The organism is Streptomyces sp. NPDC056169 (assembly GCF_042268445.1).
Lineage (GTDB): Bacteria > Actinomycetota > Actinomycetes > Streptomycetales > Streptomycetaceae > Streptomyces.
Map to the genome: position 1 here is coordinate 80,992 of NZ_JBHJUO010000025.1, position 17,068 is coordinate 98,059.

14 protein-coding genes, 2 tRNA genes and 2 pseudogenes are annotated in these 17,068 nt (G+C 68.8%); 11 read left to right on the forward strand and 7 right to left on the reverse strand.

What is annotated here, in order from left to right; genetic code table 11:
• Window positions 1–35: 35 nt before the first annotated feature.
• Complete coding sequence (locus tag ACFC0G_RS34145; protein WP_376411140.1) at window positions 36–671, reverse strand: DUF461 domain-containing protein; 636 nt, start codon at window positions 669–671, stop codon at window positions 36–38.
• Window positions 672–1,337: 666 nt separating this feature from the next.
• Between ACFC0G_RS34145 and ACFC0G_RS34150 the strand changes: the two genes are divergently transcribed.
• The 6 genes from ACFC0G_RS34150 (at window position 1,338) to ACFC0G_RS34175 (ending at window position 7,877) form a co-directional block, all read left to right on the forward strand.
• Window positions 1,338–1,820, forward strand: a complete 483-nt coding sequence (locus ACFC0G_RS34150) for a CarD family transcriptional regulator (protein WP_003953493.1) — start codon at window positions 1,338–1,340, stop codon at window positions 1,818–1,820.
• Between the two features lie 427 nt (window positions 1,821–2,247).
• A complete protein-coding gene (gene ispD, locus ACFC0G_RS34155) occupies window positions 2,248–2,997 on the forward strand; it encodes a 2-C-methyl-D-erythritol 4-phosphate cytidylyltransferase (RefSeq protein ID WP_376411143.1) in 750 nt (249 codons plus the stop codon).
• Entirely contained in the window at window positions 2,987–3,514 is a 528-nt protein-coding gene (ispF, locus tag ACFC0G_RS34160; protein WP_376411145.1) for a 2-C-methyl-D-erythritol 2,4-cyclodiphosphate synthase, read from the forward strand. The genes ispD and ispF overlap by 11 nt, the downstream gene beginning before the upstream one ends.
• 74 nt (window positions 3,515–3,588) lie before the next feature.
• Window positions 3,589–4,989, forward strand: a complete 1,401-nt coding sequence (gene cysS / locus ACFC0G_RS34165) for a cysteine--tRNA ligase (protein WP_376411147.1) — start codon at window positions 3,589–3,591, stop codon at window positions 4,987–4,989.
• A gap of 80 nt (window positions 4,990–5,069) precedes the next feature.
• The gene (rlmB, locus tag ACFC0G_RS34170; RefSeq protein ID WP_376411150.1) at window positions 5,070–6,026 is read left to right on the forward strand and encodes a 23S rRNA (guanosine(2251)-2'-O)-methyltransferase RlmB; all 957 of its coding nucleotides are present in this window, start codon (window positions 5,070–5,072) and stop codon (window positions 6,024–6,026) included.
• A gap of 117 nt (window positions 6,027–6,143) precedes the next feature.
• Window positions 6,144–7,877, forward strand: coding sequence for a DoxX family membrane protein (locus ACFC0G_RS34175; RefSeq protein ID WP_376411153.1), 1,734 nt, complete (start codon window positions 6,144–6,146; stop codon window positions 7,875–7,877).
• A gap of 121 nt (window positions 7,878–7,998) precedes the next feature.
• Here the strand turns inward: ACFC0G_RS34175 and ACFC0G_RS34180 are convergent, their stop codons facing one another.
• From ACFC0G_RS34180 to ACFC0G_RS34190, 3 genes are all read right to left on the reverse strand, one after another.
• Window positions 7,999–8,715: an NDP-sugar synthase gene (locus tag ACFC0G_RS34180; protein WP_376411156.1), complete on the reverse strand. Its 717-nt coding sequence runs from the start codon at window positions 8,713–8,715 to the stop codon at window positions 7,999–8,001.
• A gap of 178 nt (window positions 8,716–8,893) precedes the next feature.
• Complete coding sequence (locus ACFC0G_RS34185) at window positions 8,894–9,304, reverse strand: hypothetical protein (protein ID WP_376411159.1); 411 nt, start codon at window positions 9,302–9,304, stop codon at window positions 8,894–8,896.
• A 228-nt stretch (window positions 9,305–9,532) separates the two neighbouring features.
• Window positions 9,533–10,630: an ABC transporter ATP-binding protein gene (locus ACFC0G_RS34190; protein ID WP_376411162.1), complete on the reverse strand. Its 1,098-nt coding sequence runs from the start codon at window positions 10,628–10,630 to the stop codon at window positions 9,533–9,535.
• A gap of 182 nt (window positions 10,631–10,812) precedes the next feature.
• Between ACFC0G_RS34190 and ACFC0G_RS34195 the strand changes: the two genes are divergently transcribed.
• Window positions 10,813–10,886: transfer RNA gene (locus ACFC0G_RS34195), tRNA-Thr, on the forward strand.
• Between the two features lie 311 nt (window positions 10,887–11,197).
• Window positions 11,198–11,827: pseudogene (locus ACFC0G_RS34200) on the forward strand (YdcF family protein).
• On the opposite strand, the gene ACFC0G_RS34205 reads toward ACFC0G_RS34200, so the two are convergent.
• Complete coding sequence (locus ACFC0G_RS34205; RefSeq protein WP_376411165.1) at window positions 11,800–12,327, reverse strand: nuclease-related domain-containing protein; 528 nt, start codon at window positions 12,325–12,327, stop codon at window positions 11,800–11,802. The pseudogene ACFC0G_RS34200 and the gene ACFC0G_RS34205 sit on opposite strands and share 28 nt — an antisense overlap.
• Window positions 12,328–13,944: 1,617 nt before the next feature.
• Window positions 13,945–14,544, reverse strand: coding sequence for a hypothetical protein (locus ACFC0G_RS34210; RefSeq protein WP_376411167.1), 600 nt, complete (start codon window positions 14,542–14,544; stop codon window positions 13,945–13,947).
• A 322-nt stretch (window positions 14,545–14,866) separates the two neighbouring features.
• Here ACFC0G_RS34210 and ACFC0G_RS34215 point away from each other — a divergent pair.
• A tRNA-Thr gene (locus ACFC0G_RS34215) sits at window positions 14,867–14,958 on the forward strand.
• A gap of 76 nt (window positions 14,959–15,034) precedes the next feature.
• On the opposite strand, the pseudogene ACFC0G_RS34220 reads toward ACFC0G_RS34215, so the two are convergent.
• Window positions 15,035–15,424, reverse strand: a pseudogene (locus ACFC0G_RS34220) (tyrosine-type recombinase/integrase); the annotation flags it as partial.
• A 178-nt stretch (window positions 15,425–15,602) separates the two neighbouring features.
• On the opposite strand from ACFC0G_RS34220, the gene ACFC0G_RS34225 reads away from it, so the two are divergent.
• Window positions 15,603–16,067 (forward strand): hypothetical protein, encoded by a 465-nt coding sequence (locus tag ACFC0G_RS34225; protein ID WP_376411170.1) that lies wholly within the window; start codon window positions 15,603–15,605, stop codon window positions 16,065–16,067.
• A 319-nt stretch (window positions 16,068–16,386) separates the two neighbouring features.
• A complete protein-coding gene (locus tag ACFC0G_RS34230; protein WP_376411173.1) occupies window positions 16,387–16,938 on the forward strand; it encodes a GNAT family N-acetyltransferase in 552 nt (183 codons plus the stop codon).
• Window positions 16,939–17,068: the final 130 nt, after the last annotated feature.

Sequence of the window (17,068 nt, forward strand, 5' to 3'; positions counted from 1 at the left end):
GGGGGCGCCCCTTCACGCATGTCCTGCTGCCGCGGTCAGTGACCGGCGGTCGTCGCCTCGCCCGAGGGCTCGGCGCCGTGCTCGCCCTCGCCCTCGCCGTGCTCGCCCTCGGCCGAGGCCGTGGCGGTCGGCGTGGCGCCCGGGGGAGCGGGGACGATCGACGGGCCGAACTCCTCGAAGTAGCTCGTCGCCGGGACGACGAAGGCGCCCAGGCCCACGTCGCCGGTCTTGCTCAGCTTGAAGACGACCTCCTGGACGTCGCCCTTCCTGGCGGCCTCGGTGCCGTTCTCGATGACGGCGGTGGCGTTGCCCGCGCCGCCGATCACGACGGAGCCGAGCGGCGGGACGGTGATCGGGCCGGCGGCGCCCGCGGCGGCCGTCAGCTTCACCGTCGCGCTCGTGCCCGGGAGGGTGATCGCGTCGAGGGTCTGCGGCGTGCTGCCGTTGTTGAAGACGGTGGCCGAGACGACGGCGGGACCCTTCACGCCCTCGTGGGGCTGGGTGATGACCAGCGCGTTCTGGATCTTGACGTCGTCCACGGTGACGGCCGCGTTGTCCGGCTTGACGCCGAGCGTCTGCGCGTCGTTGCCCGCAGCACAGGCGGACAGCGCGGTGATGGAGAACACGATGGCAGTAGCGGCGAGGGCGCCGCGTCGAAGGCTGCGGCTCACGGCGGCGGCATCTCCTAGGACGAACGGACAGGCTTGAGGACTCAGGCTTGAGGACTAAGGACGAGCTAAAGGTGTGTCAGCGCGCTTAGGTTACCGAGCCGCACTCTCCGTCCCGCACCCGACCCGCCCCTAACCGGCCGCGGCAGTTGCCGGGGTGGCGCCGGGGACGGTGCGCGAGGTCCTTCCCGGGCCCGCCCGGAGGGGCGTCCGCCCCGCGCCGCGAGTGACCCGCTGTGGCCGGATCGCGACCCATTGACCTGTTGTTCACATAACTGCCTTGATCAATTCGGTGGTCGCCCCGCATTCCCCGCAGCCCCGCTCCGGGAAATCGCGGACCGTCGTCGACCTGATCAATTCGGGAATCACCCCGACGTACATCCGTACGGGTGGGCGATCCTCGAACGGAGTACGCGAAGAACGGCGCCCCGAACCCGACAAACCGGGACATCGCTCCTCTCTCGACGGCCTCCAGGTACGTGTAACGTGCGCGTTTCTCTCCGTCCGCACAGCCGCTCCGACCTGCGAATACCGCCTTCCGGAAGCCCTCCGCAGCACGTCCGTGATGCTGTTGTCAAGCCCCGAGATATGCTCTGACCTGCGAAAACGCCATTCAGAAGAAGCAGTATCCGTGTTACCCTGGATAGCCACGGAAGGGGTACCTGTCACATGACGTTCAAGGTTGGCGACACCGTGGTCTATCCCCATCACGGGGCCGCGCTGATCGAGGCCATCGAAACTCGCCAGATCAAAGGCGTGGACAAGACCTACTTGGTGCTCAAGGTCGCGCAGGGCGACCTGACGGTTCGCGTACCGGCAGACAATGCGGAGTTCGTCGGAGTTCGCGACGTGGTCGGTCAGGACGGGCTGGACCGGGTCTTCGAGGTGCTGCGCGCGCCGTACGCCGAAGAGCCGACGAACTGGTCCCGTCGCTACAAGGCAAATCTCGAGAAGCTCGCCTCCGGCGATGTCATCAAGGTCGCCGAAGTAGTGCGCGACCTGTGGCGCCGGGAACGCGAGCGTGGTCTGTCCGCCGGTGAGAAGCGGATGCTGGCCAAGGCTCGGCAGATCCTGGTGAGCGAGCTGGCTCTCGCGGAGAACACGAACGAGGACAAGGCCGAGGCTCTCCTCGACGAGGTCCTCGCGTCCTGAGTGAGCGCGCTCTGAATCGCTCCGGATCCCTCCGGGCAACCGGATCTCTCCGGGCGATTCGCTATGAGCGTGCTTCCAAGTGAAGCGATGCCGCGGTGCCCGCTGGCGCGCTGTGAACCACACAGCGCTGTCGCCGGGCGCTGCGGCATGTTCGCGTACGTATGCGGAGCGTACGCGGGACCGTACGGACACGGAGTACGCGGAGGAACCGCCGCCGGAGGGAACGCCACCAGGCGAACCGCCGGATGGGCCACCGCCCCGTGCGTACCGCTGAGAAACCCGCACCCCCTGTTACGTCCGAACCCCTGTGCTCATGCGGCAACGCCTCGACCGTCGTCACGGAAAGGGCCCGGTCAAGGCGTCGCGTCCGGCACGGTGAGGCCATACCCATGTCGGCCGCGGAAACAAACCTGCCGGAGTGCAACCGATGTCAGACGAAGTGCGTCCTCCTCGTACCGCCGTGGTGATCCCGGCGGCCGGCCGGGGCGTACGCCTCGGCCCGGGCGCGCCCAAGGCGCTCCGCGCGCTGAACGGCACGCCCATGCTCATCCACGCCGTCCGCGCGATGGCCGCCTCCCGCGCGGTCTCGCTCGTCGTCGTGGTCGCACCCCCCGACGGCGCCGCCGAGGTCAAGCACCTCCTCGACGCCCACGCCCTCCCCGAGCGGACGGACTACGTCGTCGTCCCCGGCGGCGACACCCGCCAGGAGTCCGTCCACCTCGGCCTCCAGGCACTGCCCGAGGGCATCACCACCGTCCTCGTCCACGACGCGGCCCGCCCCCTGGTCCCCGTCGACACCGTGGACGCCGTCATCGAGGCCGTACGGGACGGGGCCGTCGCCGTCGTCCCCGCGCTGCCCGTCGCGGACACCGTCAAGGAGGTCGAGCCGGCCGAGAAGCCCGGCGACCCCGAGCAGGTCGTCGCCACGCCGGTCCGCGCCCGCCTCCGCGCCGTCCAGACCCCGCAGGGCTTCGACCACGACACGCTGGTCAACGCCCACGCCACCATCGCCCTCACCGGTGAGGGCGCCACCGACGACGCCGGCATGGTCGAGAGGCTCGGCGCGCCCGTCGTCGTCGTGCCCGGCCACGAGGAGGCGTTCAAGGTGACCCGTCCGCTCGACCTCGTCCTCGCCGAGGCCGTACTCGCCCGCAGGAGGGCCAACGATGGCTTCTGATCTCCCCGTGCTGCCGCGCACCGGCATCGGCACCGACGTCCACGCCTTCGAGAAGGGCCGCGAACTCTGGTGCGCGGGCCTCCTCTGGGACGCCGAAGAGAACGACGGGTACGGCCTCGCCGGCCACTCCGACGGCGACGTCGCCGCCCACGCCGCCTGCGACGCCCTCTTCTCCGCCGCCGGCGTCGGCGACCTCGGCGCCCACTTCGGCACCTCGCGCCCCGAGTGGTCCGGCGCCTCCGGCGTCACCCTCCTCGCCGAGGCCGCCCGGATCGTCCGCGCCGAGGGATACGAGATCGGCAACATCGCCGTCCAGGTCATCGGCGTCCGCCCCAAGGTCGGCAAGCGGCGCGACGAGGCCCAGAAGGCGCTGAGCGCGGCGGCCGGCGCGCCCGTCTCCGTCTCCGGCACGACCACCGACGGGCTCGGTCTGACCGGCCGCGCCGAGGGCCTCGCCGCCCTGGCGACCGCCCTCGTGTACCCCGTAACGGCTCAGGCATCGCCCCAGGGCCGGTGAAAGCCGGGGAAAATCGTGTCCCGCGACCGGGAATAGGTCGCGGGGCACTACCACACGCCCACTACCCTGGAGTGGTGACTATTCGCCTGTACGACACCAGCGCCCGGCAGATCCGTGACTTCACCCCGCTCACACCGGGCTGCGTCTCGATCTACCTCTGTGGCGCCACCGTGCAGGCCGCCCCGCACATCGGCCACATCCGGTCGGGGCTGAACTTCGACATCATGCGCCGCTGGTTCGCCTACCGCGGCTACGACGTCACGTTCATCCGCAACGTCACCGACATCGACGACAAGATCATCGCCAAGGGTGCCGACCAGGGCCGCGCCTGGTGGTCGATCGGCTACGAGAACGAGCGCGCGTTCAACGCGGGCTACGACGCCCTCGGTTGCCTGCCGCCCACCTACGAGCCCCGCGCCACCGGGCACGTACCCGAGATGATCGAGATGATGCGCGGCCTCATCGAGCGCGGTCACGCGTACGAGGCCGACGGCAGCGTCTACTTCGACGTGCGCTCCTTCCCGGGGTACCTGGAGCTGTCCAACCAGGACATCGACGACCTGCGGCAGCCCGCCGAGGACGGCATCACCGGCAAGCGCGACCCGCGCGACTTCGCGATGTGGAAGGCGACCAAGCCGGGCGAGCCCGACTGGGACACCCCGTGGGGCCGCGGCCGCCCCGGCTGGCACCTGGAGTGCTCGGCCATGGCCCACAAGTACCTGGGCTCCGCCTTCGACATCCACGGCGGCGGCCTCGACCTGATCTTCCCGCACCACGAGAACGAGATCGCCCAGGCCAAGGCCTTCGGCGACGAGTTCGCGCACTACTGGGTGCACAACGCCTGGGTCACCATGAGCGGCGAGAAGATGTCGAAGTCGCTCGGCAACAGCGTGCTGGTGTCGGAGATGGTCAAGAACTGGCGCCCCATCGTCCTCCGCTACTACCTGGGCACCCCGCACTACCGCTCGATGATCGAGTACAGCGAGGAGTCCCTGCGCGAGGCCGAGTCGGCGTTCGCCCGTATCGAGGGCTTCGTCCAGCGCGCCACCGAGAAGGCCGGGACGACCGTCGCCCCCGCCGCCGAGGTGCCGCCGGCCTTCGCCGAGGCCATGGACGACGACCTGGGCGTGCCGCACGCGCTCGCGATCATCCACACCACCGTCCGCCAGGGCAACAGCGCCCTCGCCGCGGACGACAAGGACGAGGCCATCGCCCGCCTCGCCGAGGTCCGCGCCATGCTCGGCGTCCTCGGCCTGGACCCCCTCGACCCGCACTGGGCCGAGGAGTCCGGTGGCGGCGAAGAGCTCCACGGCGTCGTCGACACCCTCGTACGGCTCGTGCTCCAGCAGCGCGAGTCGGCCCGCGAGCGGAAGGACTGGGCGACCGCGGACGCGATCCGCGATCAGCTCGGCCAGTCCGGTCTCGCCATCGAGGACAGCCCCGACGGCCCCCGCTGGACGCTGGGCACCCGTTAGAAGACGTGCCGCTCGGGGCTCCGGGCGGCACACTTCAGTTAAAGACTTGTGTACGCAGGCATTAGAGGAAATAGGTAGTCATGGCCGGGAACAGCCAGCGCAGGAACCGTCGCACGTCGAACAAGAAGGGTGCGACGGTCGGCAGCGGTGGCCAGCGGCGCAAGGGCCTCGAAGGCAAGGGCCCGACGCCCAAGGCCACCGACCGCAAGGGCCACAAGGCGTTCCGCGTCTCCAACGCGATGGCCCGGAACGTGGCCAAGCGCAAGCCCGTCGCCCGCCGCGGCGGCAAGGGGACGTCCGAGATGGTCGTCGGCCGCAACCCGGTCTTCGAGGCGCTCCGCGACGGCGTGCCCGCCACGACCCTGTACGTGCAGCAGTTCATCGACAACGACGAGCGCGTGCGCGAGGCCCTGAACCTCGCCACCGGCCGCGGCAACATCCACATCATGGAGGCGCCGCGCCCCGAGCTCGACCGGATGACGAACAACCTGAACCACCAGGGTCTCGTCCTCCAGGTCCCGCCGTACGAGTACGCGCACCCCGAGGACCTCGCCGCGGCCGCGTTCGACGACAACGAGGACCCGCTGATCGTCGCCCTCGACGGCATCACCGACCCGCGGAACCTCGGTGCCGTCGTCCGCTCCGTCGCGGCCTTCGGCGGCCACGGCGTGGTCGTCCCCGAGCGCCGTGCCGCCGGCATGACCGCCGGTGCGTGGAAGACCTCGGCCGGCACCGCCGCCCGTACCCCGGTCGCCCGCGCCACCAACCTGACCCGCTGCCTGGAGCAGTACCAGAAGGCCGGTCTCACGGTCGTCGGCCTCGCCGCCGACGGCGACCACGAGGTCCACGAGCTGGAGGCGCTGTCCGGCCCGGTCGTCATCGTCGTCGGCTCCGAGGGCAAGGGCCTGTCCCGCCTCGTCGGCGAGACCTGCGACTACCGCGTCCGCATCCCCATGCCGGGCGGCGCGGAGTCGCTCAACGCCGGTGTCGCCGCCGGTGTCGTGCTGTACGAGGCGGCCCGCCGCCGTATGGCGTAACGCTTCCGCGCAACACTTCTTCGTACGACCCGGCCCCGGCCGCGGCGTTGATCTTGACGGGTCTCGGACATTTGCGAGCTGTCAAGGCAGTGTCCTAAACCCAGATCACTCGGTTAGATGAGTGTGGACACCAGAACGCCCCGGCCGGGGTTCGACGATCAGCCCGCGCTGAGCATGGTCAAAGTGGACTCCGATCCCGCCCAGGTGATCGTGAACCACGCCAGCTTCCGTGTGCGGCTCGCGCCGGCTCAGGCGCCGACGTTCGCCGCGAACCCGCGCGTCGCCGCGCTCTCCGGAGCCGGCGGCGGGACGGGCGGGGGAGCACCGCGCCGCCGGCCCGTCGTGTGGACCGGGAAGTCCGCGCCGGGTGCGACCGGACTCCTCCAGGCCGTCCGCGAGTCCTCCGTCTCCACGCTGGACCCGGCCGTCGGCCGCGGCGGCCGCGACGGTCACCTCGGGCACGGCGGCCTCGACGGCCGCGACGGTCGCCTCGGGCACGGCGGCCTCGACGCGGGCGCCACCCAGGCCATCCCGCGCATCGACGACACCATGCCCACCCCGGTGGTGCCCGCCGACGCCGCCGCGCCGCTGCTGCCGCCGATGCGGCGCGCCGAGGGCGCCTACGACGACGTGTACGAGCTCCGGCCCGAGACCCCGGGGCCGTACGAGGACGACTCGGCGTACGGCAGGTCGGCGTACGGCGCGGCCGACGGCACGGCGGACGGCCGGGAGGGCCGCGACGGCCGGCGCCAGGCGCACGACCCCGTCCGGCACGCGTACTACCCGGGCCGCCGGATGAACCTCGGCGTCGTCCTCCTCCCGCTCCGCGTCTTCCTCGGCTTCATCTCCATCTACGCGGGCATGGGCAAGCTCTGCGACCCCGTCTACTTCGACGGCGGCGAGCGCGGCTCCATGGTGAAGTGGCTCAACTCGCTCCACCCGTGGGCCCTCGCCGAACCGCTCCGCGACTTCGCCCTCCAGCACCCCGTGGGCGCCGGACTCACCGTCGCGTTCCTCCAGGTCGTCGTCGGCGTCCTCACCGTCCTCGGCCTCTGGCAGCGGGCGGCGGCCGTGGTCGGCGCCCTGCTCTCCGCCGCGCTGATCCTGACCGTCAGCTGGAAGACCGTCCCGGTCTACGACTCCGCCGACATCATCTACCTGGCCGCCTGGTCCCCGCTGATCATCGCCGGCGCCCCCGTCTACTCGCTCGACGGCCGCCTCGCGGGCGAGGCCTGGCGCACCCTCGGCCCCCGCGCCGAACTCTGGGCCCTGCGCCGCCGCGTCACGCGCCGCAGCACGCTCCTCGCCTCGGTCGTCGTCGGCCTCACCCTCCTCATCGGATCCGTCCTCGGCGGCGCGGTCCGCTCGACCGAGATGGTCACCGTCCCGGGCCCCAACGACGACCCGATCAACCACCTCCCGGGCCGGCCGCTCCCCACCGAGCCGACGCGCCGCGCCCCCTCCGGCAGCACGTCCACCGCGCCCGAGCCCACCGCGACCTCCGAGACCACGGAGGCCACCGCAGGGCGCGAGGAGACCGAGGAGGAGACCCGGCCGACGGAGACGACCCGGGAGTCCACCCGTACGCAGGAGCAGCGCCCGACGGCCACGCAGGGCAGCACCAGCACGGGCTCCTCGTCCTCGTCGTCCTCCTCCACGACCACGCGTCCGCCCACGAAGTCGAACCCGGCGCCCCCGCCGACCACCAGCGACACCCCGACGAGCACGGGCGGCTCGTCGAGCGGCGGCTCCACCGGGTCCACGGGCTCGACGGGCGGCAGCAGCACCCCGACGGAGAGCGGCTCGACGACGGGCGGCGCGAGGAACCCGATCGGCGGCCTGCTGGGCTGAGCGCGCGAGCGGAAGAGAGAAGGGCGGCACCGCGGGATGCGGTAGCCGCCCTTCTCGTACGCGTACTGAGGTGCACTGAGGTGCACTGAGGCGTACTTGGGCTGGGGTACGTCTCGGTGGCTCAGGCCCGCTGGGCGGCGAGCTCCTTGGCGGCCTCGGTGAGGTCCTTGGCGGTGTCGATGGCCCGCCAGTACGCCCCCTGGGGCAGCGGGAAGCCCGCCAGGCGGCGCTCGCGGGCGAGGCGGGGGAAGGTGGTCCGCTCGTGGTCGCCGAGGTCCGGGAGGAGCTCGGTGAAGGCAGCGGAGAAGACGTACACGCCGGCGTTGATGAGGTAGGGCGACGGCGGCGACTCGATGAAGTCGGTGATGTGCCCGAAGGTGTCGGTCTCGACGGCGCCCCAGGGGATGCGGGGGCGGGCCAGTGCCAGCGTCGCGAGGGCGTCCCGCTCGGCGTGGAACGCGGCCATCTCGCGGAGCGAGAAGCGGGTCCAGATGTCGCCGTTGGTCGCGTACCAGGGCTGGTCCGGCGCGGGGAGGTGCGCGGCGGCGTACTTGAGGCCGCCACCGCGGCCCAGGGGCTCGGATTCGACGACCGTGGTCACCTTGAGGGGGAGGTCGGCGGTTTCCAGCCACTCCTGGAGGACCTCGGCGAGGTGGCCGCAGGAGACGACGGCGTCGGTCACGCCCTCGGCGGCGAGCCAGGACAGCTGATGGCCGATGATCGGGGTCCCGGTGCCCGGGATCTCGACCATCGGCTTGGGGCGGTCGTCGGTGTAGGGGCGCAGCCGCGAGCCCTGGCCGCCCGCCAGGACCACGGCCTGCGTCGGATTGGTGTGCATACGGGGAACGATAGGCGCCCGCACGCCGGACGGCCGGATACGCGAGGGAGCGCGGTGCGCGGATCGCGGCGGGGCTTGCGACGCGGGCCGCGGCGGGGGCCGTGGCTCAGCCCACGTCTCGGCTCACGCCGCAGCCCACGTCTCGGCTCACGTCTCAGGTCGGGGCTCAGGTCGGGGCTCAGCTCGCCCGCATGACGCCGGTCGCGTACGCGGTGTCGCAGACCGGGCGGGAGAAGGACTGGGCCCGGGAGGGGCCGTAGTGCTTGACGGCGGCGCGGCCGAGGGCGCGGGCGATGGACATGCAGTGCTCGGCGATCGACGGCCGGTTCTCGACCTCGCGCTGGAGGTGCGTGAGGGCCGTGCCGGGGTCCTTCTCCTGAAGCTCTGCGAGGAGCTGGTCGCGGAGAATATCCTGCGGGGCACGGGACTTGGCGCGGACGGAGACGTCCGTGGAGGAGGCCGTCAGCTGGGTGGCGGAGTCCTGGCCGGCCCACGGAACGGCGGATACCGCGAGCGTTCCCGAGAGCACCAGGACGACGGGCAGGACGAGGGCGAGAGAGCGGCCGATTCGGCGGGCAGAGTGCGTCACGCAGGCGAGCGTAGCGGCCGGTAGTGATATGGCGACATTTAGTCACTCTCGCGGGGGATGGTTCGAGGCGGCTTTTCGAATTCCGTGTTGACGCGGGGGGCGCGGGCGGGCCCTGAATGCCGGGGTTTTCCGGGGTAAACCCCGACTTCGACCTCCTAGGCGAACGGCCCCGCATCTGCAAGAGATGCGGGGCCGTTCAGCGAGGCTCTACGGGCCGGGCGACTGGGATCAGTCGCTGAGGCGGGCGCCCGTGGAGGTGGAGAAGACGTGCAGCTCGGCGCCGCGCGGGACGACGTGGAGCGTGGAGCCCTTGGCGGGGACGTCACGGCCGCCGACGCGGACGACCAGGTCCTTGTCCTCGCCGCCGACGCGGGTGGAGCCGTAGATGAAGCCGTCCGAACCGAGCTCCTCGACGACGTTGACCGTCACGGCCAGACCCTCGCCGCTCTCCGAGCTCTGCACGTCGAAGTGCTCGGGGCGGATGCCGACGGTCACCGTGGTGTCGCCGTTGGCGGACGCGGCGGCGATGGCGTCACGGGAGACGGGGACGACGCTGTTGCCGAACTTCACGCCGCCGTCGGTGATCGGGACCTCGATCAGGTTCATGGCGGGGGAGCCGATGAAGCCGGCGACGAAGAGGTTGGCGGGCCGGTCGTACATGTTGCGCGGGGAGTCGACCTGCTGGAGCAGACCGTCCTTCAGCACGGCGACGCGGTCGCCCATGGTGAGGGCCTCGGTCTGGTCGTGGGTGACGTAGACCGTGGTGATGCCCAGACGGCGCTGGAGGCCGGCGATCTGCGTACGGGTCGAGACACGGAGCTTCGCGTCGAGGTTCGACAGCGGCTCGTCCATGAGGAAGACCTGCGGCTCACGCACGATGGCGCGACCCATGGCGACACGCTGACGCTGACCGCCGGAGAGCGCCTTCGGCTTGCGGTCCAGGTACTCGGTGAGGTCGAGGATCTTCGCGGCCTCTTCGACCTTGGCGCGGATCTCGCTCTTGTTGACGCCGGCGATCTTGAGCGCGAAGCCCATGTTGTCGGCGACGGTCATGTGCGGGTACAGCGCGTAGTTCTGGAACACCATCGCGATGTCCCGGTCCTTCGGCGGCAGGTGCGTGACGTCGCGGTCACCGATGCGGATGGAGCCGCCGTTGACGTCCTCGAGCCCGGCGAGCATGCGGAGCGAGGTCGACTTGCCACAGCCGGAGGGCCCGACGAGGACGAGGAACTCGCCGTCGGCGATCTCGATGTCGAGCTGGTCGACGGAGGGCTTGGTGGCACCGGGGTACACCCGGGTCGCCTTGTCGAAAGTGACGGAAGCCATGGTGATGTGTCCCTTCACCGGCAGGAACGTGCCGGACGATCCGAGTAAAGGAAGGATTGAGGTCTAGTCCACCTAGGTGAACCGCAAGTGACGCTACCTGGCGATGCCCGATCTGTCAGCAGTCCAGAGGCCGCAAGATTTCCGGCCGCCGCCCGGCCGGGGTTGGTTACACTGCACTCGCTGCCTCCTTAGCTCAGCTGGCCAGAGCACCGCTCTTGTAAAGCGGGGGTCGTCGGTTCGAACCCGACAGGGGGCTCACGGCGAAGGGCCAGCGCAGGGGCATGTTTCCCCGGCGCTGGCCCTTTCGCATGATCACGGCCGTGCCACCTACGTGCCAGAAGGCCCTTCCTGGCGGGCTTGGCGGATCATCTCGCCGAGCTTCCCGGCCTTGGCGCGGGCAGCGGTCCAGTCGTCCCGGAAGTTGCTCCGTCGGAGAATGCCGCCGCGGGGCCCCCGGAAGAGGTGACCGTCCTGCCCGGGACCGGCGAAGTGCTCCAGGTGGTGAGCGAGGTCGGGATCTCCACCCAGGACTGGGCCGACACACAGCGCCTGTGGGGCTACCACCAGATGGGCCACGCCCCCGGCCCTGCTCAGTGGCGATCGGGCTTGGCAGCCACGACCTGGGGGTGGCCGACGCCGCAGTCGACCTGTACAAGCGCGGCATGGCCCCACTGCTCGTTCTTCACTGGGGCGACCAGCCCGACGACACGCGAACGCATGCCCCGCGGCGAGGCCGTGCACTACAAAGAGCGGGCGATCGAACTCGGCGTCCCTGACTCTGCGGTGATGGTGGAGCCACGGGCCCGTAACACCGGCGAGAACATCCGCTTCTCGCGGAACCTCCTCGCCGAGGCCGGCATCGAGGTGTCCTCAGTTCTGCCGATCAGCAAGCCCTACGAAGAGCGGAGGGCTTACGCCACCGCGAGGAAGCTGTGGCCCGAAGTCGAGATCGTCAGCGCTTCGAACCCTATGGCGCTCCAGGACTACGTCGATTCGATCGGCGACGTCCGCATGGTCATCGACATGCTCGTAGGCGCTCTCCAACGACTGCTGGTCTATCCGGACCAAGGCTTCATGATCAGCCAGCAGGTGCCTAGCGACGTGGTCGATGCGTATAAGCGCCTCTGCCAAGGGGGCTTCACGAGCCGCCTCCTCCGGGGCAAGGAAGGTCACATCCTCAGCCAGGCGCGCCGGTGACGGGCGACTGCGTACACGGATTCAACTTGTTCAGGCGTGAGCTTGCCAGTGAGAGGGCCGAGAGCCGCTACCTCACGCTCCTGATAGACGCGGACGCTGTACTGGGTTGCCGCGCGCTGTAAGCGCTCAACGCCGACGAACACCAGGACGGGCTCCACGGGCACGTCGAAATCGCAGTACCGCCCCAACACCCCTCGTACGTACTCGGCCTCAGCCTTGCTCGCGGCTGCATAGGGGTGCGGCTTGCCGCCGTTGACCTTGGCCATCGTGTCGCCGACCCAGACCGAAGCACCCCGGTGGGTCTTGGTGTTGATGCTGAACACGCCGCCCGGACCAATCAACAGGTGATCAATGTCGCCGCCACTGCTCTTCTGGATGCCGTGGAGGGTCCGCCAGCCAAGTGGGGCCAGACGCTTCAGCTCTCGGCCGACACGCCGCTCCCCCTCAAGCCCGGTGTACCAGCTGTCCCAATCGGATGACCGGCGCAGCAGCTTGGCCACCCAGCGTTCGGTGGTTGAAGGTCCTTGCTCAGCCATCCGGCGGAGGATCCCCGCACCAGGGCGGAGGCCTGCCAGGTCTTCAATGGGTGAGAGAGGTGGGAGGGATGCCGGCCGTGAAGGATGTCTCCGGGCTGATGGCGTTGGCTGTTGAGCGCGAGGCGCGGGAACCGATGCAGCAGCACCGGCGCGCGTGGGTCCGACGGTCACGCCTTCACCGAGGTGTCTGCTGAGGAGGACTATGGCCTCATCCCCATACTTCTGATTCTTGATCGTCACGACCTTGGTCGCCCGGTCTGCCCATGCGACAGCGTCCCCGTTCGGCAGGTTCACATAGAGCCGATCCTTGCCATGCCGCTTCCACGGACTCACCGTCAGATCGCTCATCAGTCCCCCCACGCAGCTGCCCCGAGTTACATGCCAGCAGTTGCCGACTACGTCGGCAAGACCGCCCTCACAGGGGGAGCTGTTACAGGTTTCTCTACCTCATCAAGGCACCCGCCGCGCACGGCGCGGCGCGCGCGGCCCGTCGCCCGGGCCTGCGCTCCTGTCTGACGCCCCGCTCCAGCCCGGGCGCCGTCCGCACGCCTGACAGCTTGGGTTGATGGGCAGCCACAGCAGGCCTTCAAGCACGGCAACCGTCACATGGCACGCGTAGCCACGAGCGCTGCCGACTGCGGCCAAGACGGGCGACCAGAAGACGGCCAGCGGCGAGGGAGGGGTGGCCTCTTGCGCACCGCGGCCGACTGACGGGCCTGAGAGGGCGGGGCGCCGTACCCCTGCCGTCACGGATGACGGGAGCGTAAGGCGACCGCACCACCGGGAATGGGCGGGCAGGGTGCAGCTGCTGCCGCGATGCGGCACAGGCCGGTGTGGTCGCTCCGCGTCGGTGCCGGTATGACCGTGGCTGATGAGCGTGTCGTCTGGGTGGGCGAAGTCGCTGACGCGTGCCGCCTCAAGGTCACATCACCGGGGGATCCCCTGCCCTGCCTCAGTGAGTACCAATGTCAGGCATCCCAACCACTCGCCAGACTGCGGGTACTCCCAGTTTTCGGCGTCTGCCAGAAGGGCTGGAAGGTCCTGCTTCGGGATGGGAGGTCCGGGTTGAAATCCTGCTCCCCCATCGGGTGCAGTCCAGGGAATCACCCGGCACACCTCGATCCATCCTCTGTCGACAAGTGGCATGAGGATCGAGGTGAGATCCGAGGCAGGCCCGGACCTCAGTGGTTCATCCAGGTCACCCCAGACGCCCGGCAGGATGTCGATCTCGGTCGCATTGATCATAAAGGCGCGTTCTGCGGAGGACAGCTCGTCTGTTGCGGGATGGCTCACCCAGGCAGTTTCGCAGGCAAGAGCACTCCCGGACCAGGCCAGGGAAGCGTGCCACTCCCGTGCCCGAACGAGCGGTAAGTCACGGGGGGCACCAGGCAATCGTGGGGCCGGAAACGTCGACGGCCCCTGACCATCGATCCTGGTCAGAGGCCGTTCAACTGCGGTGGGTGTGGGATTTGAACCCACAGTGACATCGCTGCCACGACGGTTTTCAAAATCACTTAAAGAGGGAGACTTGTCTATTGGAGCTTCATCGACCTACTCGCTCGGGAGGGCCGGGCCCGCGCCCTAATAGATGGATAGTGGCGGTACTTTCACTCTCAGCCCCGCATCACTCAATTCCTGCTGCCAGCGTGTTTCTATCTCTGAACGGCTGCGCCGGATCTCCCCCCACCCTTCGATTGAAGGCGGCAAGTCCTCCCCTCTTGCCCATGCCCCCATTAGCATCCGGGTCTCACTCCTGGCAAGGAATCCTACCTCTGCGACCGTGTATCCCCCCACGTCGCCCGCTGCCGCAAGATCCAGGAAATAGCATATCTCAGCGACGCGTTGACGCAGCTCGGCGTCGAGGATGAAGGACTGCTCGAAGCCCAGGATCGTGCATACCCTGGCAACACTCAACACGGCCTCCTCCCTGGGCTGATTCACAAGCCTGATGGGGTTCTCCAGATAGGCTGAGAGAATGTTTTCTGCGGCACTCCTCTCTCTGGCTTCCTTCTCCCTTCTGTTGTCATCTTCAATCGCCTGACTTCGAGCTATATTGGCGTCCTCCAGGGCCTCTTGCCGGGCTATTTGTGATTGACGGCGAGCCCCGATTCTCCCTATTGCTTCACCGCTCAAGCCGATGAGTCCGCCGATAAGGACGGTGGCAATCGTTCCCCATTCCATATTCTCTCCCCGCTTCAGAAACACATCTCGCAAGAATGATCGCCGATATCGACCTTCCCAGCTGCGGACCCGTGCAGCGCACGTACCTACGCAGGGCCGGTTCTCGACTGACCATCCCCATGTGTGAGAGTCGGCATGCATCATCGTCAGCGAGGGCCTCGGACCCACCCGGCTCTGAGCGGCAACCGCCGGAATGGCCGTTGCTGACTGATCCGGCGAGAGCTACGGATCAGGTGTTGCCCACCCCGTGCCACATCCGTGCCAGAACGTGCGGGGACCCACGGGGAACGAGGGGCGACTACAGGGCCTGAATATCGGATCAGCCAGCACCACAACCACGCAGGTCAGACGCGTGCACGCCCTCCCGCTCTTGTAAAGCGGGGGTCGTCGGTTCGAACCCGACAGGGGGCTCCAGGTAGGACATGCGAAGACCCCCGACCGATCTTGGTTGGGGGTCTTTGGCGCCTACGGGTGACATCAACGGGGGCGGTCAGCCTCGGTCGGGCCTCGGGCGTTTCTTCAGGAGTCGGTCCATGTGGCTGATGGCCTCGCGCTGGGTGTCCTGGACGACGTGGGTGTAGACGTCCATGGTGATGCTGATCTGGCTGTGGCCGAGTATCTCCATGACGACGCGGGGCGCGATGCCCGCGGCGGTGAGGAGCGTCGCGCAGCCGTGCCGGGTGTCGTGGAGGCGGATGAGCCTGAGGTCGGCCGTCTCGCTGACGCGGACGAAGGAGCGGTGGACGTTGCGGGGCTCGACGGGTCGGCCGGTGCGGGTGGCGAAGACGTAGCCGGTGGCTGTCCACTCCGTACCGGCCGCTTCGTACGTCGCCTTCTGCCCCATCCGGTGCCGGCGCAGGGGAGCGAGGCACATGGCGGGGGCTTCGTGAGCGGGTGCCGGCCGTGAAGGGGCTGAGGCGGGGAAGGGTGGTTGGTGGGCAGAGGCTTGTTGGCCCACAAGCTCTGTCTTACGCAGAGGACTTGCTCCATCAGCATGCGCTACAGCAGCTCCTGCAAAAACGATCACAGAGCCTCTACAGCCGTGGTCTTCTACAGGGGTGGAAGCCATAATCGCCAGCGCCATCGCCGTCTTGGGCACCCTGCTTGGTTCGGGGATCACCCTGGGAGTCCAGCGGCGCATCACTGAGAGAGGCCACCAGTTCACACGGGACGAGAAGCTGCGTCAGGAACGGCTGGACGCGTACACGGCCTATGCGGCGGCTTTGATCGACTACCGGCGGTGTCTCGTGCACCTTTGGTTTTGTACGCATGAGCAGCCCCCTCCGGAAGCCGCTGAGGCTGTGCGGATCCGGGCATACGACCTCAGGTCCAAGGCTCAGGAGGCTCTGTTCCGGATGCAGATGCTCACCGACAATGAAGAGCTGAGCCGCAAGGGTGAGACCTTGCTTGCCGAGATCATGACCGTACACAAAACAGACAACCGGTCAGAGCTGGATCAGCGAAGGACGCACACGCGGGATGGTATTGCTCATCTAGTGAGGGCAGCGAAGCAACACCTCTGAGGCTAGCTGTCCGGTAGTCGGGCCGCCTCTCAAGACCGGCACTGACATGAGCGGTGAGTGTCTGACTGCGTGACAACGCCGACGAACAGCGGCGGACGACCGCGAACTTCTGCGGACCATCAGCGCAGGTGAGAGGCGTAGCAGCACAAGGGGGCGCCCTCACTCAAGTTGCTTCGGGACGAACAGATCGTCGGTACAGCAGCGCGGAAGCGACAACCCCAGCAAGGGAACTTGCTACGCAGGAATCCGTCCACCTCCCCGGGTGTGTGTGGTGGTCGCGTGCTCCGGTGGGTTTGTGGGTGTGTGAGTACCATCTCGCATGGCCTATGTGATCACCGCCGCCCATCCTGACGACGCCGCGGCATTGGGGCCCTTGCACCTGCGGAACTGGCTGCAGAACTACGCCGACGCAGACGCGGGGATCGACGAGTCCTGGATCCGTGAGCACCGCGGTTCGTCCGCCACGGCGGAAGGGATCGCGCAGTGGCGTGACTTCATCGAGGCTGCCGACCAGGACCCGGCCCCGCACTTCTGTCGTGTCGTCCGGTCCGAGACGGAGATCGTCGGTTATCTCTGCGGGCACTGGGAGGAGGGTGAGTCGGTCACCCTCGGGCCCATGTATTTGCTGAATGACGCTCAGGGGCACGGACTCGGTGGCCGCATGATGACCGAGTTCCTCGCCTGGGCAGGGCCTGCCCGCATTCGGCTGGGGGTCGTCGACTGCAACGAACGTGCGATCCGGTTCTATCGACGCCACGGCTTCGAGATCTCCGGCGAGCGTTACCTCTGGCGAGGCAGGCTGCCGACCCTGCCGATGACCCGCGAAGCCTCGTCGGCCGTCGACGTCGACGTCGAAGTCGGCTTCAGCTGAGTGTGCCGCCGGCGGGGTGCTGCGTCGTCGAGTGCTCATGTGCCGAGTCCATGTCCCTCCGCGAGGCCGATCCCGCTCCTGCCGCACAGTCGGGGCGTCGAGGCTTTGGTGTTCCTGTTTTCCCGGGTGG